This window comes from Rhodococcus sp. 05-2255-1e (genome assembly GCF_002259025.1).
Classification (GTDB): domain Bacteria; phylum Actinomycetota; class Actinomycetes; order Mycobacteriales; family Mycobacteriaceae; genus Rhodococcoides; species Rhodococcoides fascians.
This window is the reverse complement of the sequence record NZ_NOZE01000033.1, coordinates 562,970-587,878: the sequence shown is the minus strand read 5'-3', so window position 1 is coordinate 587,878 and position 24,909 is coordinate 562,970. Positions and strand designations below refer to the sequence as shown.

Below are 24,909 nucleotides of genomic sequence, written 5' to 3'. Positions count from 1 at the left end.
CGCAACAGGATCGTCGCAAGCATCGACGCCGACACCGTCGTCAGATAGACCACGTGGCCGGCCGTGGACAGCCCGTCGAAGCGGGCCTGGAACGGCAAGGTCAACAAGAACCCGGTCAGAAGTTGTACACCGGTCTGTACGACACGGAGTTCCTGTAGCAACGACGACCAATTGCGATCCAACTGCTGAGTGGGAGTTTCGTTGCGCGCTTTGCCGTTCCAGGCCCGCTTCGACGGGCTGTCCACGGCCGGCCACGTGGTCTATCTGACGACGGTGTCGGCGTCGATGCTTGCGACGATCCTGTTGGCGGCTCCCGTCAGCATGCACCGACTCCTGTTCCGGCAGCGTGCAATAGGGGTCATAGTGCGCGTCGGCAACATACTCGCCATCAGCGGTCTCGCCATGTTGGGAGTGACACTGGTGGGTGCAGCCGCCCTGACGTTCGAGATAGTGCTCGGTGTGCGCGCCGCAGCCCCCGCGGCCGCTGTCGTGGCGTCGACGGCCGTCGCGTTCTGGTTCCTACTGCCCCGGATCCATCGCCGTCGATAACGTCTCGTCGACGGTGCCTCAGGGCCGGCAGTCGACGGCCGTGCGCCACCACCGATCGTCCGGCCCCACCGGCATGGCGCGCTTGTGCCGGGTCTTGTCGAACCAGCACTCGATGGTGTCCACCGCATCGTCGTCGACGGGTCCGCCCTGCAGGTATGCGTCGATCTGTGCGTAGGTGACGCCGAGTGCTTGTTCGTCCGGGAGCGCGGGACGGTCGTCCTCCAGGTCTGCTGTCGGCACTTTGCGCCACGTCGATTCCGGTGCGTTCAGGTGCCGCAAGAGCTGCGCACCTTGGCTTTTGGTGAGACCGCTCAGCGGAGTGACGTCCGCGCCTCCGTCACCGTATTTGGTGAAGAAGCCCGTCACCGCCTCGGCCGCGTGATCGGTACCCACCACCAGAAGATTCTCCTGGCCGGCGATCGTGTACTGCGCGATCATGCGTTCGCGCGCCTTGATGTTGCCCCGTACGAAGTCCGCGATACGCGGAGTATCCAGCGCCGAGGCGGCCGAGCGCGCCGAGGCGTCGACGGCGTCGCGGATATCGACAGTGACCGTCCGGTCCGGCTCGATGAAGTCGAGTGCGACGACGGCGTCGGCTTCGTCCGCCTGAGTTCCGTACGGCAGACGCACCGCGACGAATGTGGCCTGGTTACCGAGTTCCGCGGCCTCGCGAGCGGCCAGCCGAGCGAGCTTTCCGGCCAGGGTGCTGTCCTGTCCCCCGCTGATGCCGAGCACGAAACCCGCTGTGCCACTGGCCCTCAGATAATCGGCGAGGAAACCGACCCGGCGGCGGATTTCCTCGTCGGCATCGATCGACGGCCGAACACCCAGCTCGTGCTGAATACGGCTTCGGACACTGGAATCGGTACTCATACTGCGCTCCGATCTCGTTGACGAACAGTTGTTTGCACTCCCCGGCGTCAGCTACCCGTGGGCCCGTTTCCGCGCGTGGCGCAGCAGGGTATCGAGGGAAAACGCCATGGTCCGGGCCAGAACTTCTTCCGGTTCACCCTCGAAGTGCTTGCATTCGGTGCGTACCTCGCCGCGGTCGTACACCGCTGCCCACACCGTCCCCGGTGGTTGGTCTTCCTGGCTCTGCGGCCCGGCTTCGCCGGTGACGGCGATCGTCAGATGTGCGCCGACCAGCGACGCCGTCGATCGAGCCATCGCCGTCGCGGCCTGTTCGCTGACGACCGGGCCGTCGGGGACCTCGAGCAGCGTGTGCTTCACGCTCTCGTGGTACGCGACGATTCCGCCGCGGTACCACTGCCCCGAGGACGGTGCCTTGCCGAGCATGGCCGCGAGATTTCCGGCGGTCAGCGATTCGGCGGTGCCGATCGCGATGTCGTACGTCTGCGCCAGGTCGGCAATCTTCCTACATACCGAGGAGGCGTCGGCCTCGGTCGGTAGACGCTGTTCTGCATCGGTGTCCATCACACACTCTCCGTACCTGATTCGTCGAAGGTGTTCGCCGGATTGTTTCAGCGACTGGTTCTGTGGGCGCGGGGCCGGAGGCTGCAGGGGTTGAACCTCCGGCCCCTGGCTCGACCGCACGGCCCGGGCGCGTACGCCGAGCTGTGTATCGACTTCCACGCACGACGGCAGTCCAAACACGGGGCTTACGACCGATATTCGGGTCCTTATCGCAGATACCGGACCCTTGGCACGTGTTCGCGAGCAGTGCTAATTTCGGATCGACAGTCAGTTCCAGGAGGTGTGTTATGCCGAATCGACGTACTTCTGCGGGGGCAGAGCGACCGGTAGCGTTCTACTCCGACACAGACCGCGCCATGATCGACTTCGCCCTGAGATGGGTCAATCACGGAGGCGGACCGGACGAGGAAATCCGGTCCGCCTTCGCGATGTCGACTCAGGACTACTACCGCACCGTGCTGGAGATCCTCAACCGCGATCCCGGCAGCGTGTTCGGCGAGTTCGGCCTCAGCCCTGTCATGGTGACGCGAATCAAAGCCATTGCCAGAAGGCGCATCTGGCTCACCCGGTGATCGGCTCCGCGCTACCGGATGTCGAATCGATCGTTGTCTGCCAGCTTCGCCCACGCGGCCACGAAGTCGTCGACGAACTTGCCACCGTTGTCGGCCTGGGCGTACACCTCCGACAGCGCTCGCAGTTGTGAATGGGACCCGAACACCAGGTCGATGGATGTCGCTGTCCACTTCTGGCTGCCGGAGCCACGATCCGTGCCGACGTAGGTGCCGTCCTCACTCGTCGTCCACTCGGTGTCGGAGTCGAGCAGATTGACGAAGAAATCGTTGCTCAGAACTCCGGGGCGATCGGTGAACACTCCATGGCTCGAACCACCGTGGTTGGCCCCCAAGGCTCGAAGACCGCCGAGAAGAACCGTCATCTCGGGCGCAGTCAGATTCAGCATGTAGGCGCGATCGAGGAACAACACCTGCTCGGGAGTGCTCTCCCCTGCAGCCATGTAGTTGCGGAACCCGTCGGCTCGTGGCTCGAGTACCGAGAACGATTCGACGTCGGTCTGCTCCTGCGTCGCGTCGGTGCGACCCGGCCGGAACGGGACGGTCACCTCGTACCCGGCGTCGCGTGCGGCCTTCTCGACGGCCGCATTGCCGGCCAGCACGAGGACGTCGGCGAGCGAGACCTTCTTGTCACCGGCCGCCGAGCCCTCGAACTTTTCGCGTATACCGTCCAAGATTGCGAGCACCTCGCGGAGGACCTCGGGTTCGTTTGCCTCCCAACTCTTCTGTGGCTCGAGCCGAACCCGAGCGCCGTTGGCACCGCCGCGGTAATCGGTGACTCGGAAGCTGCTCATCGACGACCACGCGACACCGATGAGCTGAGCAGTTGTCAAGCCCGAGTCCAGAATTGCGGATTTCAGGGCCGCCGCGTCCGCGTCGTCGATCTGCTCACCTTGTGCAGCGGGCACTGGGTCCTGCCACAGCTGGGGTTCGGGAACCCACGGCCCGAGGTACCGGGACACCGGTCCCATATCGCGGTGCAGCAACTTGTACCACGCCTTGGCGAACGCGAGCGAGAGCTCCTCGGGGTGATCCAACCACCTCCGAGTGATCCTCTCGTACGCCGGATCTGCCCGCATGGAGATGTCGGTGACGAGCATCGTGGGGGCACGGCCCGGACCGCCGAACGGATCGGGAATCGTGCCCGCACCGGCACCGTCCTTGGCAGTGAACTGCCACGCGCCGGCGGGGCTCTTCGTGAGCTCCCACTCGTATCCGTAGAGATTCTTCAGGTAGCCGTTACCCCACTGCGTCGGAGTCTCCGTCCAGACCACCTCGAGCCCGCTGGTGATCTGATCCTCGGCTTTGCCCTTGCCGTAGCCGTTCTTCCAGCCGAGGCCCTGCTGTTCGATGGGAGCACCCTCGGGTTCGGGCCCGATCTTGTCGGCCGGACCGGCACCGTGCGTCTTGCCGAAGCTGTGTCCGCCCACGATCAGCGCCGCAGTCTCCTCGTCGTTCATCGCCATCCGCGCGAAGGTTTCCCGGATGTCGTGGGCCGCGGCCACCGGATCCGGCTCTCCCTCGGGGCCTTCGGGATTGACGTAGATCAAGCCCATGGTGGTGGCACCGAGGGGCTTGGAGAGCTCCCGTTCGCCGGAGTATCGCTTGTCGGTGCCCAGCCACTGATCCTCGGGACCCCAGAAGACCTCTTCCGGTTCCCAGATGTCCTCCCGACCGAAGCCGAATCCGAACGTCTCGAACCCCATGGACTCGAGCGCCGCGTTACCGGCGAACACCAGCAGATCAGCCCACGAAATCTTGTTGCCGTACTTCTGCTTGACCGGCCACAGCAACCGACGCGCCTTGTCCAGGTTGGCGTTGTCCGGCCAACTGTTCAGTGGCGCAAAGCGTTGCGCGCCCTGACCCCCACCGCCTCGTCCGTCGAACGTGCGGTAGGTGCCGGCGGCGTGCCAGCTCATACGAATGAAGAGTCCGCCGTAGTGGCCGTAGTCGGCCGGCCACCAATCTTTCGAAGTGGTCATCACCGAGACGACGTCGGCTTTGAGCTCGTCCACGTCGAGCTTCTCGAATTCCGCTTTGTAGTCGAGCTTTTCGCCGAACGGGTTCGATTTGGAGGTATGCGCATGCAGGATGGACAGGTCCATCTGCTCCGGCCACCAGTCCTTGTTCGTCAGCGGTGCGTGCGCCTTGGGCTTCGGCGACTCGATGACCGGATTCTCGCTCTCGCTGGTGCTGGCGGTCTCGGTGGCGGAGTGGGGTGGGCGTGCGTCGGAGGTCACGAATTGTCCTTTCCGATGGGCATTGTGGATGGACGATCGCGGGCTGCGATCGATCGGTCGGATGCACAACTGGGGCACGTTCCCCAGTAGGTCACCTCGGCCTCGTCGAGGACGAAACCGTGATCTCGGGCGGGTCGTGCACACGGTGGCTCACCGGTGGCGCAGTCGGCGTCGACGATGAAACCACAGGAACGGCAGACGATGTGGTGATGATTGTCTGCCACCCTGGTTTCGTAACGTGCGGAGTGACCCGCGAGGCGGATACGACGAACCAAACCCGATGCAGTCAACGCATCGAGCACGTCGTACACGGCCTGCTTCGAGACCGTGGGCAGGGTGGCGCGCGCCAGTCGCAAGATGGTGTCGGTATCGGAATGCGGTTGTGCATCAACGATATCGAGAACCAACTCTCGGGGACGCGTCACCCTCAGTCCGGCGTCACGAAGCATGCTGGCGGAAGTGCTTGCCATGGCTTTCACGATAACCACCTTCGTTCGCATCGTCGATCGTTTCCTGGAATCGGTCGAGTGTCGCGGCGCGGGCACGGCCGCCTACAGACGAGGCCGACCACCGCGATCAACCCGCGTCCTGTGCCACCGGCGAGTTCCACTCGGCAGTAGTGAAACGGGCTGCGTGAGCAGCGACGGCGGCAGCGTCTGCATTGCGCGAGAAGATCCGGCGTTGGCGTTGCGCGCCGTTCCCGAGGTGCGTCAAACGTTCGAGAGAAGTTTGCACGCAGCGGAGGTCGCCTGTGCTGATCAGCGCCGGTTCCACGTAGCGGACGAGCGATCGGAGCAGACTCGATGCCGACACCGGTCTCCCGGTGCTCGGATCCACTGCGACGCCGGTCAATCCATCCATGCGGGCACGGTGGTATGCCGCTGCGAGGTGATTGCCGGCCACGACGAGTGCCGGCTCGCCGCGGTCGATGGACCGAAGGGCCGTGACGACGAGACCGCGGACCAGTGCAGCGGACAACACCATCTCCTCGGCGACCGCAGGTACGTCGCCGACCCGCACCTCGACCGTCGGCTGGTGGGAGCTGGGCCGTACATCCCAGTAGAGCGATGCTTCGTCGAGAATCATCCCGGTCTCGATCATCGAGCCGACCAGGTCGTCGTACTCCGCCGTCGAACTCAGGTGAGGGGGCGGACCAGCCGTCGGCCACCTGCCCCACACCGTCGAACGCCAACTCGAGTGCCGAGTGTCGACGCCGTCGTGTATAGCGCTGTTGCACGTCAACGCCAGAAGTGTCGGGAGCCAGGGTCGCACGACATTGCATACCCCGATCGCCGTCTCCTTGTCCGGCACCTCGACATGAATGTGACCCCCACACGTGGCAACGCTCTCTGCCAGTGCCCCGTAGGTCTCGGCCAGACGCCGATAGCGGGAGCCGTCCGAGATGGGCAGGCGGCCACGATCAGCAGGCGCAACCGGCGACACGCCTGCCGCCAGTAAGTGGGCACCCTGCGCCAGGGCCACCGCCGACAGCGTGGCGCGGGTGGAGATCACGTTCTCCCGCAATTCGCGAAGACACTGCAGCGGAGGCGAATTGGCCTCCACCTGTACCTCGGTCAGCTCCGAGACGGCATCGATTCCCGCAGCTCGGGCATGCGCGACGACACCGGGTCCGACCGCCACCGGACGCAGCATGTCGATGTCGGCGAGAAAGAACTCCTCCTCCACTCCAACCGTGGGAACTGCCCATGCACTCATCGGGCGCTGTCGCCCGAGTGATCGCCGACGACCACCGCGAGATACACCGCGGCGACGATCGTGCACGGTGCGGAACTGCCGGTCACGCCGACCGCGCAGGCGTCTCGCCTGTGCAGGAATTCGAAACCTGTTCGGATCTCGCCGGTTTCACCGCACTTCGAACGGCGTCCGCGACGCTGCGGACGCACTCCGTACCGAGGTGAGCGCCACTCGGATCGAGTTGTCGCTGCAGCTCGGGTGTACAGGCGACGATCGCGCGACACCGGTGTGCAGCGAGCCGCGAGGCAGCTGCCGAGAGGACGGGAACCACTGCGGGGTCGACGAATTCGACATCGAGCAGATCCACGACCAGCGACCGCCCGCACACGATGGCCTCCGACACGCATTCGCCTATGACCGGAATTGCCGATCTGTCGATCGACCCGACGATGCGGATGACGACCGGTCCGCCGACGAGTTCGTCCACGGACAGCGCGAATGCGCCGTCCTCGGGATTGTCCGGCCCACAGAACGACAATCGAATCGATTCCGGATCACTGTGCACCGACCGTAGAAACACCATTGCCCACCTCCACCGGCTCGCGACCGGAGACTGTCGGCTGCCTCTGACACCAGTTCTCGAGAATACGAGTCTCGGACCATCAGGTGTCGAAGAGCGCGGTCGGGCACATCTCGCAGTCGCTACTTCCTGACTACGGGGCTTCTCCTCAACCGCGTGGAAACAGTGTATACACAAATGCGCCTGGCGAAACACGCTACGCTGCTGCGATTGTCGGCGGTTGACGGTTGAACCGACCGCAATTCAGTGCCCGGTAGCCGTACCGAACACGCTCCCCGCTTCGGCCGCAAGGCACGTCGGTTCGGCCCGTTGTGAGCGTTCCAGCGATGGCAACTCCCTCGTGTGAGGTTTCGCAACGCGGCTGCACGTAATAGGGTGTTGTTCGACGCCCAGTTGCGATGACCGTTCTGGCCGCGTCTCGAGCACGCTGACTCCAAAATCGGGTCGGCATATCCCACACCCTTCACCGGTGCCGGGCTATGCGCCCGAAAGGGGCCGTGCGAACCCATCAGGGATCGAATCGATATGCACGTTGCGCTTGTCTCCGAACACGTGAGTCCGATAATTGATGCGGCCGGCATCGAGGCAGAACAATCGGCTGCCCAGCTCGATCGGCTGGCCTCGTCGCTGGCCCGCGCCGGCACCCGAGTCGACGTATACACCAGGAAGCAGAACCCAAACCACGAGGACGAGCTGCTCACCCCCGACGGTTACCGGGTGGTCAACCTGTCTGCGGGGCCTGCTGTCCCGATGACCGAAGAGGAATCGATACCTCACACGAGTGCGTTCGCCTCCTCGCTCCGCGATCACTTGCTCCGAACGAAACCCGATGTAGCACATGCACATTCATGGGTGTCGGGGCTGGCAACCATACTGGCCGCCGGCGCGACGGGCGTCCCCACGGTGATGTCGTTCCACGGTCTCGCCGCGACCGACCGATCCGGGCCCCCGACGGCCGGCACCGATTCGGTGGTTCCCCGGGCGGCTATGGAGAAGAAGATCGCTCGATCGGCGAGCCGCATCATCGCGTCATGTCCCGACGAGGCCGACATGTTGACGCGGATGGGCGTCGCCAGAGCCAAGGTGTCCATCGTCCCGACCGGGGTGGATCTGAGTGACTTCGATCCATCCGGACCGACCGCACCACGCAGCGGTGCCGCGTGTCGGGTGGCGACCGTCGGGTCGGATGCCGAGGTATCGACGATCATCGAACTGCTCGGAAAACTCGACGACACCGAATTGGTCGTTGTCGGCGGCGAGCCACGCGAATCCAGCGGCGTGGCGCAGCTACGCACGGTCGCCGCAGCACACGGCATGGCCGGGCGCACGGTGTTCACCGGCCCGGTCCGCCATCGCCACATGTCGTCGCTGTTGAGGTCGGCCGACGTGTTCGTCTGCCTGTCCCCGACCGAATCGGCAGGGATCGCCACCCTCGAAGCCATGGCGTGCGGACTTCCCGTCGTCGCATACGGAGTGGGCTACGCCGGAGAGTTGGTGATCGACGGGGTCACCGGCCGCTCGATCAGGCCGGGCGACCGTCGTCGCTTGGCACGAGAGCTGGCCCTGCTGCTACGCAACGAGTCCAGGCGTTTCGAGCTGGGAGTGTCCGGCTCCGACCGTGCGCAATCTCGCTTCTCGTGGGACCGCATCGCCGAGGGCACCTCACGCGTCTACGAGGCAACCGCACAGACCGGGTCGACAGTGAACTCCGGGACGCCTCACGACCATCCGGTGCCGCCGACTGCACCCTCTCGTCGGCACACGGTGTGAACAGCCGGCGAGCCTATTTGGACGAGCGGCCCTTGTTCGATTCGGAACCGAGGTCGACTAGTTCTGCGGCCAAGGCGGCCACCGGGATGTTCTGGGTTTGCGACAGCCGTGAAATCAAGTCGAACGCCTGTACCGCGTCGATACCGTACCGCTCCATCAACATGCCCTTGGCTTGGCCGATGATGTCCCGTGAAGCCAAGCCGGACTTGAACTGCTCGGTCTTGTTCGCTGCATACAACGCCACCGCAGCGTGGGTTGCGAGCACGCGACCCAGTTCCTCGTCCTCGTCGCTGAACGCATCACTGGTCAGTGCGAACAGGTTGAGCGCCCCGATGGTGTCCTCGTTGGTGTAGAGGCGGAAGGACAGGCTGCTGAGAACCCCTGCTCCCACCGCCTCCGGACCGAAACGTGGCCAGCGGGAATCGGAGCGGAAGTCGTTGCACCGCACGAACAGCTCGCTTCGTGCGGCATCGATGCACGGCCCCTCGTCGAGGCGTTCCTGCATTGCGTCCAGGCGCACCGGCAGCTCACTGGTCGCGGCGTGCGACTGGTACTTCTTCGGCCCCGCCACCACGAGAATGTCGGCGCAATCGACCGCGGGTATCAGAGATCGGGCGCTCTCCGTCACGCCGCGCAGAGTCTCGTCGAGACTGGACGGTGCGAAAAATGACCTCGTCGCTTCGGCAATCGCCTGTGTGAGGTCGCGAGCTGTCATCGATCGATCGGGTCCCATACCTGACGATGCTAGTCAACAGGAATCGACCGCTCGACGGTTGAGTCCACCGGAAGCGGGGCATGCAGAGCGCAGCAACCAACCGACCGACGATCAGGAGTGCTCATGACCATGCCGACCGATGCAGGTGCAGAGATCCCATCCGAGGGCAGCAACGACGGTCCGCGCGAAGAATCTCCCGACGAGGCTGCAGTCGGTGCTCACGTCGACGAAGAGAACGTCCCACACCCGCCCGAGGACGACACGCAGAACTGATTCACTGGGCGGTCGGGGTCAGGCGGAAGATCGGGAACCGCCTGCCCTCGGCCGTTTCCGTGTATTTCGCGAATCCGTCCGAGGCATCGAGGAATTTCTGCCACTGCCGGTCCCACTCGGATTCCGGAATCTCGTCGGCGTCGACGGCAACGGTGCGAATGCCTCCGTCCCCGGGTGTCTCGATGTCGATGGCCGGATGGGCTCGCAGATTGTGCACCCACGCTGGATCTTTCGGTGACCCGGCAGCCGAGCCGACCACCAACCAGCTCTCTCCCTCCGGAATCGCCATGAGCGGGTTGAGACGCACCGCACCGCTCTTGGCACCGATCGTGTGCAGAACGACGAGCGAATCACCGAAGCCGGCCGTGGACACGTGGCCATTGTTGCTTCGGAACTCGTCGATGATGATCTCGTTGAAGTCGGCCATGGGCCGATTATGCCGCCGATGCGGCGCGGCCACTCCGCTTTTCGCCGGCGTTCGACGGTGTCAGTTTCCCGGTATTCCGTCCTCGTGATCGACGAGCAAAGACAACGACTCCCAATTCTCCTGCACGGCAGCGGCCGCGCCGACCGCGTCACCCTCACTGCACAGCGTGATGATTCGTTCGTGTTGGGCTATCGAATCGCGGCCCACCAGCGAGGCGAACCGTAGTCGTTCGAGCCGGCGCAGGGTCGGCGTCACCTGCTCGAGAACCGTGACCACGACCTGATTCTGACTCGCTTCGACGGCGACTGCGTGGAACGCGTCGTCGCCGGCCAGCGCGCGGTCCACATCGCCTCGGGTGAATGCGGCGGCGAAATCCTTGTTGGCGCGACGCATCGCGGCGATGTCGCGCTTGTTCATCAGCGGTACCGCCGTCCGGACCGCGAGTGCATGCATCGATGCCGCGACCGCCTGCGCGTCCAGCACCGCCTTGCGTTCGATGGTCGACACGATGGTCGAACGCCCGGGCTGGGTGTGTACGAGGCCCGCCAGTTCCAGCCTGGCCATGGCGTCGCGAATAGGTGTCCGCGACACCCCGAGCCACTGCTCGAGTTCGGCATCCCGCAGCCGCTCGCCGGGCGCGAAGGTGCCGTCGACGATGGCGTCGCGAATCGAGACGTAGGCGTTGTCGCGCAGCAGGGAGCGCTTGTGTTTTCCGAGCTCGACGGGGACCGGCATGCAAAATATCGTAGCCCACCGCTTTCGCTGGCGAGGTGTCCCACGTACAGTATGCGATATATTGCATCCTGCATGACACACCGATCAAAGGAGAACCACGTGGCGATCGCGGACTTCGAGCGTTATCCCCTCACCTTCGGCCCGAGCCCGATTCACCCGATGGAACGACTGAGCGCGCACCTCGGCGGGGCCAAGATCTGGGCCAAGCGAGAAGACGTCAACGCAGGATTGGCCTACGGCGGCAACAAGACCCGCAAGCTCGAATACATCGTTCCCGACGCACTCGCGCAGGGTGCCGACACATTGGTCTCGATCGGTGGCGTGCAGTCCAACCACACGCGACAGGTGGCTGCGGTCGCCGCAAAGCTCGGACTCAAAGCCGTTCTGGTGCAAGAGAAGTGGGTCGATTGGCCGGATTCGGTCAACGACAAGGTGGGCAATATCCTGCTCTCCCGCATCATGGGTGCAGATGTCCGCCTCGATCCGTCGGGCTTCGGAATCGAATTCAAGGACAGCTGGCAGAGGGCCATCGAGGACGTCGAGCGAGCGGGCGGCAAACCCTACGCCATTCCCGCGGGCGGCTCCGACCACAAGCTCGGCGGACTCGGCTTCGCCAACTGGGCGTACGAAGTACAGAAGCAGGAAGAGGAGCTCGGCGTCTTCTTCGACACGATCGTCGTGTGCAGCGTGACCGGGTCGACGCATGCCGGCATGATCGCCGGGTTCGCCGGGCAAGAACGGCCGCGTCGAGTGATCGGCATCGATGCGTCCGCCAAGATCGCTCAGACCCGCGACCAGGTGGCCCGAATCGCCCGTAACACAGCAGAACTCATCGAACTGGGACGCGATCTTCGCGACGACGAGATCACCGTCCTCGAAGGCTGGGCCGGCGACTACTACGGAATACCCGTCGACTCCACGATCGAGGCAATCAAGCTCACCGGCCGTCTCGAAGGCGTGATCATCGACCCGGTGTACGAGGGCAAGTCCATGGCCGGACTGATCGATCTGGTTCAGCAGGGCGATATCGGCAAGGACTCCACCGTTCTCTACGCGCACCTGGGTGGTCAGCCCGCCCTCAACGCGTACAGCGGAATCTTCTGAGCTGGACTTCGCGGTACCGGTGCCCGAGGATCGACAGGTGATCCTCGGGCACCGAACCTGTTTCTGCACCGGCCGACCCGAGTCGGCACGACGAGCGAAGGTGTACGCATGAGGCAGCGCTCCGACGAGTTGGACTCGCTGAGTTGCCGAATCACGGCGGCGCTGCAGGTCAATCCCCGGGCGTCCTGGGTCAGCATCGCCGAGGCGCTCGGTGAACCCGAACGCACCGTCACCCGACGCGGCAAGGAACTACTCGATTCCGGGGACGTGCGCGTGGTCGGCGTGATCGGCGCGACAGGCGCGGTCGTTCTGCGAGCTCGATGTCACGTCGGTATGGCACGTGCCGTGGCAGTCGGGTTGGCGCGCCGCGACGACACGATGTTCGTGTACGCCACGTCGGGGCACGAGGAATGCGTCGCCGAAGTCCTGGTCGACGATGCCCATCTGGCGGATCTGATGCTCGACGACCTACCCGGCATCACCGGGATCAGACGCATTCGGGTAGATCCCATCACGCGGGTCTATCGCTCGGTCCGCGAGTGGCGGCCGGCAATTCTCAATTCGCACCAGATCGCGGCCCTGACGCCTCCCGTACACGAGGGCTACCAACCGGACGGCCGTGTGGGACCGGAGATCTCGACCCTGCACCGCAGCATTCTGCGCGTCCTGGCCGAGGATGCCCGGACGCCCACCTCGGACATCGCGCGCGTCGTCGGCGCTACCGAGAACACTGTCCGACGCCACATGGACACGCTGGAGCAGACCAACAAATCCCGACTGCGGGTGGTCGTCGAACCGGCGTTGCTGGGGTATTCGGCGGAAGCCCTTGCCTGGGTCAAGGTTCCGCCTCGACACCACGAAGCACTGGTCGAGCTACTGCTCGCACATTCCGAGGTTCGATACGCGGTGGCCCTCGCGGGCTCGGACAGTCTGCTCGTCAACCTCGCGTGCCCGGACCGAATGGCGTTGCATCGCATGACAACTGCCTCGGACTGGGCCACCCTGGCCGACGCGATCTCGGTGGTGTCGATTCTGCGGGCCACCAAACGCAGCGGCAACCGTCTGCTGGCTGCGGACTCCGCGTCGTACCTGTATTGATCCGGTACGACGCGGCAGTCACTGCGGTCAACGGATCGGTGCGCCGGGGCCGAGCGGGATGCCGAGCAGGTACCAGACTGCGAACAACGCCGCCCACACGATCAGCATGCCCAGCGCGACAGGGATGGTGAACGAGGCGAGGGTACCGATGCCTGCATTCTTCTTGTAGCGCTGGATGAGTCCGAGGGTGAGCACGAAGTAGGCCGACATCGGAGTCATCGCGTTGGTGCAGGAATCGGCGATTCGGTAGACGGCCTGGGTGGTTTCTGGGTTGACGTCGATGTACATGAGCATCGGCACGAGAACCGGGGCCAACATCGACCACATCGCCGAACCGCTGGTGACGAGCAGGTTCATCACCGAGATCAGCACCAGCATCATGGCGAACACCACGAGGGGGTGTAATCCACCGGCTTTCAACAGTTCCGCGCCCTCGACCGCAACGACGTTGCCGATGCCGGTCCACTTGAAGTAGGCGAGGAACTGCGAAATTGCGAAGAACAGCACCAGGATCGGAGCAAGGGTCTTGATGCCGACGGCCATCGATTCCGGAATCTCACGGAGCTGCCGAAGACTGCCGGTGGTGCGTCCGTACACCCATCCGACCAGGACGAAGGCGATCGCGATGAAGAACGCGATGTTCTGCAGCACGATCGACTGCACGAACCCGCCGTCCTCACCACGCAGCGGCGACGAGGGAGGAAGCAGTGCCGCGACGACGACGGCCACGTACACCGCCAAAGCTGCTCCGGCGCGGCGCATTCCCTTCTTCTCGATCGGCTCGAGATCGAGTGCCAGCTTCTCCGCTCCGTCCTCGACGCCCTCGTCGGCATCGAGATTCATGTGCTTGGCCATCACCAACTCCACCACCAGGGTGATGAAGATCGAAATCACCAGTGACGACGCGAGACTGAAGAAGTAGTTGTCCACCGGGGTCACGCTGTAATCGGCATCGACGATCTGAGCGGCGGAGGTCGTCAACGACGACATGATGGCATCGCTGGGTGTGATCAACGGTGACGCGTTGTAGCCACCGGCGATGGCCACGAACGCCACCATCATGCCCAGTACCGGACTTCGGCCCGCTGCTTTGAACGCCATTGCCGCCAGCGGAAGGACGACGATGAATGCCGCGTCGAACATGACGTGAGACATGGTCCCGGCGAAGGCAACCGAGAACGTCACCCACTTGGCGGGCAGCTTCACGATGGTGGCGCGCAGCAGCGTGGTGAGCACACCGGAATGCTCGGCGACGGACACGCCGAGGATGACGGTCACGATGATGGGGAGCGGCGCGAACCCCGCGAAGTTGTCCAGTGCCGTCCCGAAGATCATGGCTACGCCGTCACTGCTGAGCAGGCTGCGAACCATCGACACCTCACCGGTGCTGGGTAGCACCACCCCGGTGCCCAGTGCGGCCAGGATCGCGCTGACCACTGCCAGCACTGCGGCCAGAAGCCAGAACAGCAGGAAGGGGTGCGGCAGTTTGTTGCCGACGCGTTCGATGCTGGACACGAGACGGAACAGTGTCTTCAGCCCCCAGGGCATTCGTGTTTCGGGCGCATCCGCAGTTGCCGGTGGACCGTCGATCTGACTGGACATGATTGACTCTCTTTCGCATACCGTCGGATTGCGACCGAGCCCCGGGCTCGGATGTCCTGCTCACTCAAGTCGGTTCACGTTGCCGATATGTTGCATGTGTGAAATTTTCGGCCGTCTGAGCGAAACCGCCAATCCAACGGCGAAAACGCTCAATGGACGACGATAGCCCGGTGGGCTCCGCGCGGTGGTGCAGTCTTGAAACAGGCTTCCGACAACAACTCCGGCCGATCCGGATCGAAGCGAGGAGTTTCATGACCGGCGACATTCAGTCACTGTCCCTGCGCGCGCTCGCGGCACACATCCGTGATCGCGAGATCTCGGCCCGCGAGGCGCTCGAGTCGCATCTGGCTCGCATCGACGACGTCAACCCTGTCGTCAACGCGATCGTGACCTTCGACATCGATGGGGCGACCGAACGTGCGAGTGCAGCAGACCGCGCAACGGTGTCCGGCGAGGCACTGCCCGTTCTGCACGGCGTCCCGATGACGCACAAGGACAATCACCTGACCGCCGGTCTGCGCACGACTTTCGGCTCGCCGATTCTGGCCGACAACGTCCCCACCGAGGACTCGGGCATCATCGCCCGCCTCAAGCGCGCAGGTGTCAACACCACCGGCAAATCCAACGTTCCCGAATTCGCTGCAGGTTCACACACTTTCAATCCGCTGTTCGGTACCACCACCAATCCGTACGATCCGACTCGCAGTGCCGGCGGCAGCAGTGGCGGTGCCGCCGCCGCCATCGCCGCCGGGATACAACCGGCGGGCGACGGGTCGGACATGGGCGGGTCGCTGCGCACTCCGGGATCGTTCTGCAACCTCGTCGGATACCGGCCGTCGTTGGGCCGAATTCCGATGCTGCCCGCCAAGAACCCGTGGGCCTGGATCGCTCGGCAGGGCGTGCTCGCGCACGACATCGAGGACGTGCGCTTTCTGATGCGCGCACTCGCCGGTCCGGATTCGTCCAGCCCTCGTGGTCTCCCGCTCGACGACTCGTACCGCTCGGAGGAGGCCGGCTCGCTGCGTGGGCTGAAAGTAGCGTGGACAACGGATTTCGGTCTCGGCGTACCCGTCGACCGTGAGGTGATCGACGTCCTGAGCCGCCAACTGCACGTGTTCGAGCAACTCGGTGCCAGTGTGGACGTCGATTGCCCGGACCTGTCCGACGCGGACGAGGTGTTCCAGACGACGCGTGCCTTCGACTTCGCCACCGCCTACGGGCACCTGTTGGACGAACACCGGCATCGCATGAAGAGCGCCGTGCAGTGGAACGTCGACAAGGGAATGGCGCTCACGACACGAGACATGATCTCCGCCAACACCGCTCGCAAGAACCTCGATACCGCAGTGCGACAGTTCTTCTCGCGATACGACGTGTTGATCGCGCCTGCCGTTCAGGTACTTCCGTTCCCCGCGGACGAGGAGTACCCCGCCGTCGTCGACGGCACGCCGATGAACAATTACCTCGACTGGATGCGGGCCGCTTCGCTGATCTCGGCGACAGGCCTACCGTCGCTGTCGATGCCCGGCGGCTTCAGCTCATCCGGCCTTCCGGTTGGATTGCAGATCGTCACCGCCGATCGCGCCGATCACCTGCTGCTCCGGGTAGCGCATGCATTCGAAGCCGAGACGGCATTCCACCGTCGTGCGCCCGAATCGGCGGCCGCCACCGTCTGACAGATCCGGCGGGCCGAGTTCAGGACCTGGCGACCGCGGCGACGATCAGATCGGTCAACTCCCCGATCGCTTCGGCCGGTGTGAGTGACCCGGATACGGCACCGTGGGACAACGCGTCTGCGGCACCGAAGACGGCGGTCAGAGATGGCGTGGACATGCCGTCGGCATCGGTGAACGGACGCAGAATCTCCCGACACCGCTCGAAGTAGGCGCGCTCGGCGGTGCGCTTGACCTGTTCGAGTTCGGGCGAACCTTCGAGTGCCGCAAGCACACCCGTCAATTCCCTCCCCTGGGCCAATGTGCACCCCACGTAGGAGTCGGCAATGGCCTGCGCCCGACCGCGGACCGTCATGGGTGCCGAGTCGAGAGATTCCTCCAGCATCGCCGCCTGCCTGGCATCGAATTCGGTGAACAGAGCGGCAAGAAGTTCGGCGCGGGAGGCGAAGTGGCTGTACACCACCGGTTTCGCGACACCGGCATGTTCTGCGAGCCGTCCGAGAGTCAACGCGTCGGCCCCTTCGGCGCGTACGAGAGCCCAGGACACCTCGATCAACTGGGCGTTTCGATCGGAGCGCGACAGCCTCGTCCGTGCCATTCCGCTACCTCCTTGCTTATATACTAATAGTAACCTACTGTTCGTACATAGCCGATCTTCCCCAGCCGAAGGAACAGCCATGAACACGCTCGTCGTAGTCTCCCATCCCGACCCGCACTCTCTGACCCATCAGGTCGCTCACTCCGTAGTCGAGGCCATCCGATCCACGGGCACCACCGTGGAGACCGCAGATCTCGCCGCGGAGAGCTTCGATCCACGATTTTCGGCTGCAGATCTGAGCCTGTTTCGTGGAAACGGGAGCACACCGTCCGATGTAGCCGAGGAGCAGACACGGATCGACCGCGCCGAACACCTGGTTCTCGTCTTCCCGATGTACTGGTGGTCGATGCCGGCGCTACTGAAAGGCTGGATCGACCGCGTGTTCGTCGAGGGTTGGGCCTACGAATACGGGGACAGAGTATTCGTGAAGAAGCTGGACCGACTCACCATCCATCTGGTCGTCGTCGCGGGAGACGATGCAGACAGCTTCGAGCGCCATGGCGTCCATCAGGCCATTCGAACGCAGATCGAACGCGGCATCATCGAATACTGCGGTGCCACAGTGGGATCCACGAACTTCGTATACGGGTCGGACACCAGGAGTCGCGCGGAACTCGCTACCGAGATCTCCGCTATCGGTAGCACGGTCGCGGACCGGGTCGCCGCGCAGCGCGCGCTCACCTGACCTGCCACAGCCACGCGGGACGAGGGTGGTCAGCGATTCCGCTTCTGCTCGGCACGGATCAAACCGCCGCCGACGATCAGTCGCTGAATTTCGCTCGTGCCCTCGTACAGGCGGAGAAGACGGACATCTCGATAGATTCGCTCGACGGGAACGCCGCGCATATACCCTGCGCCGCCGTGGATTTGGACCGCGAGGTCGGCAACTGTGCCGACCATCTCGGTGCAGAACAGCTTCACCGCCGATGGCGCGATCCGTCGATCGGTGTCCTCCACCCAGGCTCGGGCAGCCTCACGCACCATGGCCCGGCCTGCCATGACTCCCGTCTGCTGGTCGGCGATCATCGCCTGGACGAGTTGATGATTGCCGATGGGCTCGCCACCCTGCGTGGAAGACGCAGCGTAGGAGACGGATTCGTCCAGGGCACGCTGCGCTTGACCGACGGCGAGCGCTGCGATGTGGACGCGGCCACGCGCCAACGACGTCATCGCCGCCCGGTATCCGATGTCACCGTTGCCGCCCACCAGAGCGTCGGCGTCGACCTCGACGTCGGTGAACGTCACATCCGCGGTTCCTGCTCCCTGCTGACCCATCTTCGCGTCCTTGTCACCGACCTCGACACCCGCAGCGTCGGCGGGGACCAGAAACACCGCGATCCCGTTGCCGCTGTTCGGCTTCGGGTCCACTCGCGCGAACACGACGAACAGGTCCGCGATGGGCGCATTGGTGATGTAGCGCTTGCTTCCGCTGATGATCCAGCCAGTACCGTCCACTACTGCCGTCGTTCTCAGCCCTGCCGGGTTCGAGCCGGCACCGTCCTCGGTCAACGCGAACGACGCGACGACGTCGCCGGCCGCCATGCCGGGCAACCACGTTGCCTTCTGCTCGTCGGTGCCGAACCCGACGAGCACCTGGCCCGCGATTCCGTTGTTGGTGCCGAACATCGACCGCAACGACAGTGTGGTGTAGCCGAGCTCCATGGCAATCTCGACATCCTGAACCAAGTCCAGGCCGAGACCACCGAACTCTTGCGGAATCGCGTATCCGAACAACCCCATCTCGGCGGACTGTCTCCGGAGATCGTCGGGAATCGAATCGGCGTTCATGATCTCGAGTTCACGCGGAACCACCCGCGATCGGACGAACTGGGAGACCTGCTTCTTCACGTCCGCGAAGACGTCGTCGGGTACCTCGGCATTGCGCACGGTCATGGCACCACTATCGACGCTGCCCACGGATCGGACAACCGACAACCGCGAGTAGTTGACACAACAATCATAGTGGGTACCATCGAATGCAGTTGACATCGCAACTACTTCGGATGTCCACCCGACGAAAGGTCTCATCGATGACGAAGATCGCAATCATCTACTACTCCGCAACTGGCCACGGATCCACGATGGCGAACAAGCTCGCCGACGCAGCGACGGCAGCTGGAGCCGAAGTACGCGTGCGGCACATCGCGGAGACGCGCGACCCCAGCACCTTCGCCGAGAACCCCGCCTGGTCCGCCAACTACGAGGCAACCAAGGATCTTCCCGCTGCCAGCGGCGACGACATCGTCTGGGCCGATGGCGTCATCCTCGGATCACCGACGCGTTTCGGTAGCACCGCAGCACCGTTCCAGAACTTCATGGACTCGCTCGGCGGCTACTGGGCCAAGGGTGAACTTGCGAACAAGGCATACGCCGCCTTCACCTCGAGCCAGACCGCGCACGGCGGCCAGGAGACCACCCTCATCGGTCTCTACACCTCGCTGATGCACTTCGGCGGCGTCCTGGTTCCGCCCGGATACACCGACGGACTGAAGTTCGCCGACGGCAACCCCTACGGCGTCAGCCACGTCACCGGACCCGAGAACAAGAACGAACTGGACGACGCGACCACGGCAGCGCTGACCCACATGGCCACGCGCGTCGTCACCATCGCCGAGGCTCTGGCGAAGTAAAGGCCGGCTCTCGTCACCTCGAGAAGACCGCCCGATTCGCGTCCGGGTCCGCACATCGCCAGTGCGGACCCGGACGTAGTACATGCGTGATGGCAAACGGCGTGTTTGTCATCTCGGGCGCGCACCGCCATGCTGTGTGCAGGGAACAGCAACTCCGCTGACTTCTGCGAGCGGTCGGTGGCGTCGCCCACCGACTCGTCGCTGCGACCAGTGCGAAACGGACATCGATGAAGGATCCCGGCTTCGATCCGCTCGTTCTCCGCGCCCTGTTCGACGAATCGCCCGACATGGTGGCCCTGTCCGAGTTCTCCGGCAGCGTGATCGACGTCAATCCGGTCGGCCTCCGCCTGGTCGGCCTGGAGGAACTGCCGTCGACAGGCCTGTTCACAGCAGATTTCTTCACGGCCCGCGGGCTCGAAGTCTCCGGTGACGTCGAACATGCGTTGCAGACGACCGGTCACTGGCAGGGCCGTACCGAATTACGCCACTTCGTCTCCGGCGCGGGCATTCCCGTTGCCCTGTCCACGTTCGTCGTTCGACGTTCCGGGCGAGAACCCGACCTGATCGCCACCATCGTCCGCGACCGCACCCGTGGCCACCAGCGTGATCTGGACCTGCTGGCCGCGGCTGTATCGGCGGAGAGAATCGCAGTCGAGCAACGGGCACTGGCCGAATTGAGCGCACTTGCCGTCACGGCGGACTTCGATACTGTGCTGACCGCGGCCACGAGCACGGCGGCCAAGTTGGTGGGCGTCGAGTCTGCGGCCCTGGCCCGACGTTCGGAGGACTCGACCGACCCGCTTCTGTCCGTCGACGCGATCACCCGCACGCTCCCACACGATTTCGTGCTTGCCACCGGCGACGGGTCGTTGACCGGTTATGCCTTGGCGCGAAGGGCGATCACCGTGTGTTCCGACGTCGAATCCGAAACACGATTCGACACCTCGGCCATGGCTGCCCTGGGCTTCCGCAGCGGTGCCGCCGTTCCGATCACCATCGGTGCCGGGCTGTGGGGCGTACTGATCCTGTTCGGCCGAGAACCACACGTTTTCGGCGACGGAGACATCGCATTCGTCTCCGCAGTCGCCGGAGTGCTCTCCGCTGCACTCGAACGAGTGGAACTCGACCGCGAGCTGCGCTGGCGCAGCGCGCACGATCCCTTGACCGAACTGCCGAATCGGGCGGTGGCGTACGACGCGATCGACACTGCGCTCGCACAGGTCGCGGACACCGGCGGCCGAGTGGCCCTGCTGTTGCTCGACGTCGACGATTTCAAGATCATCAACGACAGCCTCGGCCACGACGTCGGAGACCGCGCACTCGTGCACTTCTCACGCCGCCTGGCCGCGACCGCGAGACCTGGCGATACCGTGGCCAGGCTCGGCGGCGACGAATTCCTGATGATCTGCAATCACATCGACGACGTCGCACATGCCGAACGCGTCGCCGAGTGCATCCGTTCCGCTCTCGCGGCCCCTACCGCGGAAGACGAGGGCGACGACCCGATTCCGGTGAGCGCCAGCATCGGAGTTGCGGTGTCCACTGCGGGCTCGACCCGACGCGAGCTCCTTCGATCGGCCGACCTGGCGATGTACCGCGCCAAGGACACCAGGGCCGGGCACGCCGTCTTCGACTCGAGCGACCTCTACGACGCCGACCGGGTGCGCTCCATGTCGGTGGACCTGCGCCGCGCCGTGGCCTCCGGCGACCTCACACTGGACTACCAACCCGTGATCGACGTCGAGACCGGACACATCGTTTCCGTCGAAGCTCTGGCGCGTTGGCAGCACCCGAATCTCGGTCCCATCGAACCGTCCGAATTCGTTGCCGTGGCCGAACGCACGGGTGTGGCAACGCTTCTCGACGATTGGGCCCTCACCACCGCCTGTCGACAACTCGTCGACTGGCGCGGGCTGGGCTGCGTCGGCATGCGCGTCAACATCAGTGCTCTGCAACTGCGCGACCCGGCCTTTCCCGATCGAGTGGCTGCCGCCCTGCTCACCACAGGTGCGCACGCTGACGGCGTCGTTCTCGAACTCACCGAGACGGAATGGCTCGCCGACACCGGCACGGTTGCGTCCAATTTGGCGAGACTCCACGAGATGGGAGTTGCGTTGTCACTCGACGATGTCGGGAAGGGCTACAGCAGCCTGGCCTACCTCGAACGATTCCCGGTGATCGGCAGCTTCAAGATCGACCGAACGTACATCGACGCTCTCGACACCGAGCGAGGACGAGAAGTGTTGACCGCCATCGTGTCACTGGCGAAAGCCTACGGCGTGACCGTCGTGGGCGAAGGCGTCGAGACGCAGGTGCAACTCGACGCTCTCACCGCAGCGGGATGCAATCTGGTGCAAGGATTTCTGCTGGGTCGGCCCGCCGACGCCGAGCACACGGCACTGCTGCTGTCCCGTGACAGCGCAGCGCGACAACGCTGAGCGCGTCGAACACGGGTCTCGATCTCACCGCCGGGGGCGCGCCGATGCGACGAGCATCGCCAGACCCATCTCGAAGGCGCGGGTGGCAATGGGATCGTCGGCATCCTCGTGTTGGACGGTCTCGTAGGCCGCGGCCAACCGCGGGAAAGCCTCCTCCTGGCCGGCAGGATCGAATACGACACTCGGGCCGGACATGTCGAGGACACTGCCGAGGATGAACGATTCGAACGCGGTCAGCAGAGGTAACACATCCCTGCTCGCCCAGCCCACCGCCTCTGCGGCAACAGAGAAATCCTCGTACTCCGCCAACAGCACCGGGGTCGATGCGCGTGTGGTCATGAGGAGGGGAACGGCGCGGTGATGCTCCGCGAACGCCAATCGATAGGACCTCGCCCATTCGACGAGGCCCTCCTCCCACGGCAATTCGCGTAGCGGTGCCGAGTCGATTCGGGCCGAGACCAGCGCTCGGACGTCTTCGATCATCGCCGCGCGGTCGGCGACGTGGTTGTAGAGGGAAGTAGGGTTCACGCCCAATTTCAGCGCCACGCCCCGCATGCTCGCACCGTCGGCTCCGTGCCGATCGACCAGGGCCAATGCGGTGCGGGCGATCAGGTCACGGCTGAGAATGGCGCGAGGTGGTCGTGCCATGGTCGCCTCCTCTCGGGCGGTCGTCGAGTACGGACAGCCTTGCATGTCGGGATTTTTTTCGATTCACCCGTTCCCAAAACCGACAGTGTGTGTTTTAGTTCTGTCATGACTTCTTCTTCCTTCACCGTGGTCGAGGCCGATGTCGCCGGCGTTTCCGCCGCGCTCGCCGAGGGCACTGTGACGAGCGTCGAACTGGTAGCGCGTTACCTCAATCGAATCGGGCACTACGACCGCACCGGCATCAGCCTCAACGCCGTTCCGGTACTGAACCCCGACGCGTTCGAGGAAGCCCGCGCAGCCGACCGGCGCCGGAGCGCTGGGCAGACCCTCGGCCCGATGGACGGAATCCCCTACACCGCCAAGTCCAGCTACAAGGTGCGCGGCCTCCCTGTGACGGCCGGCTCGCCCGCATTCGAGACCCTCGTCGCGACCGACGACGCCTTCGCCGTGGCCCAGCTGCGAGCGGCAGGCGCCATCTGCCTGGGCCTGACCAACATGCCGCCGATGGCAGCGGGTGGAATGCAGCGCGGACTCTACGGACGCGCCGAAAGCCCCTACTCCGCAGAGTTTCTCACCTCGGCGTTCGGCTCGGGATCGTCGAACGGATCGGGTACTGCGACAGCTGCGAGTTTCGCTGCCTTCGGGCTCGCCGAGGAAACCTGGTCCTCGGGCCGCGCACCCGCGTCGAACAATGCGCTCGTCGCCTACACGCCCTCTCGCGGGGTGATCTCGGTGCGGGGCAACTGGCCGTTGGTGCCCACGATGGATGTCGTTGTGCCGCATGCCCGTACGGTCGACGACCTACTGCACCTACTGGACGTGGTCGTGGCCGACGACGCGGTCACCGAGGGCGACCTGTGGCGCATGCAGGAGTGGGTGTCGATCCCCCCGGCCTCGGATGTTCGGCCCGCGTCCTTCACCGATCTGCCGCCACTGCCGTTGCAGGGGCTCCGGCTCGCCGTACCTCGCCTGTACGTCAACGGCGATCCCGACAGCGCATATCCGATCCATACCCGCGATTCGGTTATGACCCTGTGGCAGACCATGCGTGACGATCTGGCGGCTGCAGGCGCAGAAGTGATCGACACCGACTTCCCCGTCGTGGAGAACTACGAAGGCCTGCACCCGAACTCGCAGACCATGGTCGACCGCGGTCTCGTTCCCGCCGAGTTCCTCGACCGCGAGCTGGAAGAACTCTCCGTGTGGGCGTTCGACAGCTTCCTCGCCGCGAACGGTCAGCCAGGCCTGCGCGGCCTGGCCGAGACCGACGGGGCGCGCATCTTCCCGCATCCCACGGGCGCGCTACCCGATCGCTACGGCATTCTGCCGTTCGACACGGCCTACGATCTGGCGGACTACGTTCCCATGGCGAAAGCAGGGGTGACGCCGTTCGATCGCATTCCGTCCGTGGAGGCCGGCATGCGCGGATTGGAAGAGGTCCGCCGCGTCGACTTCGAGAAGTGGTTGCAGGACAACCGCTTCGACGCAGTCGTCTTTCCTGCCGTCGCCGATGTCGGCCCCGCCGACGCCGATGTCGACGTCGCGTCCGCCGATATCGCCTGGCGCAACGGAGTCTGGGTGGCCAACGGCAATCTCGTTCCCCGCCACCTCGGCATACCCACCGTCACCGTTCCCATGGGGTCGATGAGCGACACGTCGATGCCGGTGGGCTTGACCCTGGCCGGTGCTGCCTACTCCGATTCGACCCTGCTGCGTCTCGCCCGTTCCGTCGACGCCCTCGGGGCACGACGAATGGCTCCCGCACGCACCCCGGCACTGACCGACGAGCACGTGTTCGACGGCATCGTCGGTGCCGGTGACTCGGATGCCTCCATCGCAGTGACCGACGTGCAGATTCGGCCGGGCTCCGCGGGCGACGAACTCACCTTCGCCGTCCGGATCGACGGCGGTTCCATCGACGACGTACAGGCTTTCGTCGACGGAGTGAGAGTGCCGCTCCACACGACGGGCAGCGCCGTCACCGGGACAGTGTCGATTCCGCCAGGTTCGTACGACACCCTGCACAGTGAGTGGCGGGCACCGTACGGTCCCCTCGTCGTCGCCGTCGCCCGCTGCGCAGATGGTGGTGTCGCCGGTGCCATGGCGACCACCGACGGATCGCCTCTCTGAT

25 protein-coding genes are annotated in these 24,909 nt (G+C 64.6%); 11 read left to right on the top strand and 14 right to left on the bottom strand.

What is annotated here, in order from left to right; translation table 11 throughout:
- On the bottom strand, positions 1–245 hold a 245-nt coding region (locus CH262_RS21730; protein WP_256988904.1), incomplete at its 3' end, for a DUF6328 family protein.
- Between CH262_RS21730 and CH262_RS21725 the strand changes: the two genes are divergently transcribed.
- Entirely contained in the window at positions 202–549 is a 348-nt protein-coding gene (locus CH262_RS21725; protein ID WP_256988903.1) for a DUF6328 family protein, read from the top strand. The two genes, CH262_RS21730 and CH262_RS21725, sit on opposite strands and share 44 nt — an antisense overlap.
- 18 nt (positions 550–567) lie before the next feature.
- Here the strand turns inward: CH262_RS21725 and nadE are convergent, their stop codons facing one another.
- Positions 568–1,422: an ammonia-dependent NAD(+) synthetase gene (gene nadE, locus CH262_RS21720; RefSeq protein WP_094718410.1), complete on the bottom strand. Its 855-nt coding sequence runs from the start codon at positions 1,420–1,422 to the stop codon at positions 568–570.
- A 51-nt stretch (positions 1,423–1,473) separates the two neighbouring features.
- Positions 1,474–1,983, bottom strand: a complete 510-nt coding sequence (locus tag CH262_RS21715; protein ID WP_094718409.1) for a CinA family protein — start codon at positions 1,981–1,983, stop codon at positions 1,474–1,476.
- Between the two features lie 287 nt (positions 1,984–2,270).
- Between CH262_RS21715 and CH262_RS21710 the strand changes: the two genes are divergently transcribed.
- The gene (locus CH262_RS21710; RefSeq protein WP_094718408.1) at positions 2,271–2,555 is read left to right on the top strand and encodes a DUF3263 domain-containing protein; all 285 of its coding nucleotides are present in this window, start codon (positions 2,271–2,273) and stop codon (positions 2,553–2,555) included.
- Between the two features lie 11 nt (positions 2,556–2,566).
- Here the strand turns inward: CH262_RS21710 and katG are convergent, their stop codons facing one another.
- The 4 genes from katG to CH262_RS21690 all read right to left on the bottom strand — a co-directional run bounded on the left by katG (position 2,567) and on the right by CH262_RS21690 (position 7,070).
- Positions 2,567–4,792: a catalase/peroxidase HPI gene (gene katG / locus CH262_RS21705; RefSeq protein ID WP_094718407.1), complete on the bottom strand. Its 2,226-nt coding sequence runs from the start codon at positions 4,790–4,792 to the stop codon at positions 2,567–2,569.
- Entirely contained in the window at positions 4,789–5,262 is a 474-nt protein-coding gene (locus CH262_RS21700; protein WP_045842162.1) for a Fur family transcriptional regulator, read from the bottom strand. Before CH262_RS21700 ends, katG begins: the two co-directional genes overlap by 4 nt.
- A gap of 106 nt (positions 5,263–5,368) precedes the next feature.
- The gene (locus tag CH262_RS21695; protein WP_094718406.1) at positions 5,369–6,508 is read right to left on the bottom strand and encodes a carboxylate-amine ligase; all 1,140 of its coding nucleotides are present in this window, start codon (positions 6,506–6,508) and stop codon (positions 5,369–5,371) included.
- 82 nt (positions 6,509–6,590) lie between these two features.
- Positions 6,591–7,070 (bottom strand): STAS domain-containing protein, encoded by a 480-nt coding sequence (locus CH262_RS21690; RefSeq protein WP_052063090.1) that lies wholly within the window; start codon positions 7,068–7,070, stop codon positions 6,591–6,593.
- Between the two features lie 549 nt (positions 7,071–7,619).
- Here CH262_RS21690 and CH262_RS21685 point away from each other — a divergent pair.
- Positions 7,620–8,837 (top strand): glycosyltransferase, encoded by a 1,218-nt coding sequence (locus tag CH262_RS21685; protein WP_179275080.1) that lies wholly within the window; start codon positions 7,620–7,622, stop codon positions 8,835–8,837.
- Positions 8,838–8,850: 13 nt separating this feature from the next.
- Here the strand turns inward: CH262_RS21685 and CH262_RS21680 are convergent, their stop codons facing one another.
- Complete coding sequence (locus tag CH262_RS21680) at positions 8,851–9,552, bottom strand: GAF and ANTAR domain-containing protein (protein WP_256988902.1); 702 nt, start codon at positions 9,550–9,552, stop codon at positions 8,851–8,853.
- Between the two features lie 123 nt (positions 9,553–9,675).
- On the opposite strand from CH262_RS21680, the gene CH262_RS27815 reads away from it, so the two are divergent.
- The gene (locus CH262_RS27815; protein WP_167328339.1) at positions 9,676–9,825 is read left to right on the top strand and encodes a hypothetical protein; all 150 of its coding nucleotides are present in this window, start codon (positions 9,676–9,678) and stop codon (positions 9,823–9,825) included.
- 1 nt (position 9,826) lies between these two features.
- On the opposite strand, the gene CH262_RS21675 is transcribed toward CH262_RS27815, so the two are convergent.
- Positions 9,827–10,252, bottom strand: a complete 426-nt coding sequence (locus CH262_RS21675) for a nitroreductase/quinone reductase family protein (RefSeq protein WP_032407238.1) — start codon at positions 10,250–10,252, stop codon at positions 9,827–9,829.
- A 60-nt stretch (positions 10,253–10,312) separates the two neighbouring features.
- Positions 10,313–10,987, bottom strand: a complete 675-nt coding sequence (locus tag CH262_RS21670; protein ID WP_094718403.1) for a GntR family transcriptional regulator — start codon at positions 10,985–10,987, stop codon at positions 10,313–10,315.
- Between the two features lie 99 nt (positions 10,988–11,086).
- On the opposite strand from CH262_RS21670, the gene CH262_RS21665 reads away from it, so the two are divergent.
- A complete protein-coding gene (locus CH262_RS21665) occupies positions 11,087–12,091 on the top strand; it encodes a 1-aminocyclopropane-1-carboxylate deaminase (protein ID WP_032366833.1) in 1,005 nt (334 codons plus the stop codon).
- 108 nt (positions 12,092–12,199) lie between these two features.
- The gene (locus CH262_RS21660) at positions 12,200–13,189 is read left to right on the top strand and encodes an Lrp/AsnC family transcriptional regulator (RefSeq protein WP_094650787.1); all 990 of its coding nucleotides are present in this window, start codon (positions 12,200–12,202) and stop codon (positions 13,187–13,189) included.
- Positions 13,190–13,216: 27 nt separating this feature from the next.
- On the opposite strand, the gene CH262_RS21655 is transcribed toward CH262_RS21660, so the two are convergent.
- Positions 13,217–14,791 (bottom strand): AbgT family transporter, encoded by a 1,575-nt coding sequence (locus CH262_RS21655; RefSeq protein ID WP_240933836.1) that lies wholly within the window; start codon positions 14,789–14,791, stop codon positions 13,217–13,219.
- Between the two features lie 251 nt (positions 14,792–15,042).
- Here CH262_RS21655 and CH262_RS21650 point away from each other — a divergent pair, with 251 nt between their 5' ends.
- The gene (locus CH262_RS21650; RefSeq protein ID WP_094718402.1) at positions 15,043–16,467 is read left to right on the top strand and encodes an amidase; all 1,425 of its coding nucleotides are present in this window, start codon (positions 15,043–15,045) and stop codon (positions 16,465–16,467) included.
- A 19-nt stretch (positions 16,468–16,486) separates the two neighbouring features.
- On the opposite strand, the gene CH262_RS21645 is transcribed toward CH262_RS21650, so the two are convergent.
- Positions 16,487–17,062 carry a TetR/AcrR family transcriptional regulator gene (locus CH262_RS21645; RefSeq protein ID WP_032389107.1) on the bottom strand — a complete coding sequence of 192 codons (576 nt, stop codon included), beginning with the start codon at positions 17,060–17,062 and terminating at the stop codon, positions 16,487–16,489.
- Positions 17,063–17,141: 79 nt separating this feature from the next.
- On the opposite strand from CH262_RS21645, the gene CH262_RS21640 reads away from it, so the two are divergent.
- The gene (locus CH262_RS21640) at positions 17,142–17,747 is read left to right on the top strand and encodes an NAD(P)H-dependent oxidoreductase (RefSeq protein WP_032389108.1); all 606 of its coding nucleotides are present in this window, start codon (positions 17,142–17,144) and stop codon (positions 17,745–17,747) included.
- Positions 17,748–17,776: 29 nt separating this feature from the next.
- Here the strand turns inward: CH262_RS21640 and CH262_RS21635 are convergent, their stop codons facing one another.
- Positions 17,777–18,955: an acyl-CoA dehydrogenase family protein gene (locus CH262_RS21635; protein WP_032389109.1), complete on the bottom strand. Its 1,179-nt coding sequence runs from the start codon at positions 18,953–18,955 to the stop codon at positions 17,777–17,779.
- Positions 18,956–19,092: 137 nt separating this feature from the next.
- Between CH262_RS21635 and wrbA the strand changes: the two genes are divergently transcribed.
- Both wrbA and CH262_RS21625 read left to right on the top strand, forming a co-directional pair.
- Positions 19,093–19,692 (top strand): NAD(P)H:quinone oxidoreductase, encoded by a 600-nt coding sequence (gene wrbA, locus CH262_RS21630; protein WP_027495694.1) that lies wholly within the window; start codon positions 19,093–19,095, stop codon positions 19,690–19,692.
- 227 nt (positions 19,693–19,919) lie between these two features.
- The gene (locus tag CH262_RS21625; RefSeq protein ID WP_094718401.1) at positions 19,920–22,130 is read left to right on the top strand and encodes a sensor domain-containing protein; all 2,211 of its coding nucleotides are present in this window, start codon (positions 19,920–19,922) and stop codon (positions 22,128–22,130) included.
- A 24-nt stretch (positions 22,131–22,154) separates the two neighbouring features.
- Here the strand turns inward: CH262_RS21625 and CH262_RS21620 are convergent, their stop codons facing one another.
- Positions 22,155–22,778: a TetR/AcrR family transcriptional regulator gene (locus CH262_RS21620; protein ID WP_032367318.1), complete on the bottom strand. Its 624-nt coding sequence runs from the start codon at positions 22,776–22,778 to the stop codon at positions 22,155–22,157.
- A gap of 105 nt (positions 22,779–22,883) precedes the next feature.
- Between CH262_RS21620 and CH262_RS21615 the strand changes: the two genes are divergently transcribed.
- Complete coding sequence (locus CH262_RS21615; RefSeq protein WP_048317438.1) at positions 22,884–24,908, top strand: amidase; 2,025 nt, start codon at positions 22,884–22,886, stop codon at positions 24,906–24,908.
- The last annotated feature ends 1 nt before the right edge of the window (position 24,909 follow it).

What these genes read in the sequence shown, in the direction of transcription:
- CH262_RS21710 (WP_094718408.1), top strand. Translation starts at nt 2,271, where the DNA reads ATGCCGAATCGACGTACTTCTGCGGGGGCAGAGCGACCGGTAGCGTTC.
- CH262_RS21620 (WP_032367318.1), bottom strand. Translation starts at nt 22,778, where the DNA reads ATGGCACGACCACCTCGCGCCATTCTCAGCCGTGACCTGATCGCCCGC.
- CH262_RS21645 (WP_032389107.1), bottom strand. Translation starts at nt 17,062, where the DNA reads ATGGCACGGACGAGGCTGTCGCGCTCCGATCGAAACGCCCAGTTGATC.
- CH262_RS21675 (WP_032407238.1), bottom strand. Translation starts at nt 10,252, where the DNA reads ATGGCCGACTTCAACGAGATCATCATCGACGAGTTCCGAAGCAACAAT.
- CH262_RS21640 (WP_032389108.1), top strand. Translation starts at nt 17,142, where the DNA reads ATGAACACGCTCGTCGTAGTCTCCCATCCCGACCCGCACTCTCTGACC.
- CH262_RS21635 (WP_032389109.1), bottom strand. Translation starts at nt 18,955, where the DNA reads ATGACCGTGCGCAATGCCGAGGTACCCGACGACGTCTTCGCGGACGTG.
- CH262_RS27815 (WP_167328339.1), top strand. Translation starts at nt 9,676, where the DNA reads ATGACCATGCCGACCGATGCAGGTGCAGAGATCCCATCCGAGGGCAGC.
- CH262_RS21625 (WP_094718401.1), top strand. Translation starts at nt 19,920, where the DNA reads ATGAAGGATCCCGGCTTCGATCCGCTCGTTCTCCGCGCCCTGTTCGAC.
- CH262_RS21615 (WP_048317438.1), top strand. Translation starts at nt 22,884, where the DNA reads ATGACTTCTTCTTCCTTCACCGTGGTCGAGGCCGATGTCGCCGGCGTT.
- CH262_RS21700 (WP_045842162.1), bottom strand. Translation starts at nt 5,262, where the DNA reads ATGGCAAGCACTTCCGCCAGCATGCTTCGTGACGCCGGACTGAGGGTG.
- nadE (WP_094718410.1), bottom strand. Translation starts at nt 1,422, where the DNA reads ATGAGTACCGATTCCAGTGTCCGAAGCCGTATTCAGCACGAGCTGGGT.
- CH262_RS21715 (WP_094718409.1), bottom strand. Translation starts at nt 1,983, where the DNA reads ATGGACACCGATGCAGAACAGCGTCTACCGACCGAGGCCGACGCCTCC.
- CH262_RS21680 (WP_256988902.1), bottom strand. Translation starts at nt 9,552, where the DNA reads ATGACAGCTCGCGACCTCACACAGGCGATTGCCGAAGCGACGAGGTCA.
- CH262_RS21690 (WP_052063090.1), bottom strand. Translation starts at nt 7,070, where the DNA reads ATGGTGTTTCTACGGTCGGTGCACAGTGATCCGGAATCGATTCGATTG.
- CH262_RS21660 (WP_094650787.1), top strand. Translation starts at nt 12,200, where the DNA reads ATGAGGCAGCGCTCCGACGAGTTGGACTCGCTGAGTTGCCGAATCACG.
- CH262_RS21650 (WP_094718402.1), top strand. Translation starts at nt 15,043, where the DNA reads ATGACCGGCGACATTCAGTCACTGTCCCTGCGCGCGCTCGCGGCACAC.
- CH262_RS21655 (WP_240933836.1), bottom strand. Translation starts at nt 14,791, where the DNA reads ATGTCCAGTCAGATCGACGGTCCACCGGCAACTGCGGATGCGCCCGAA.
- wrbA (WP_027495694.1), top strand. Translation starts at nt 19,093, where the DNA reads ATGACGAAGATCGCAATCATCTACTACTCCGCAACTGGCCACGGATCC.
- CH262_RS21695 (WP_094718406.1), bottom strand. Translation starts at nt 6,508, where the DNA reads ATGAGTGCATGGGCAGTTCCCACGGTTGGAGTGGAGGAGGAGTTCTTT.
- CH262_RS21670 (WP_094718403.1), bottom strand. Translation starts at nt 10,987, where the DNA reads ATGCCGGTCCCCGTCGAGCTCGGAAAACACAAGCGCTCCCTGCTGCGC.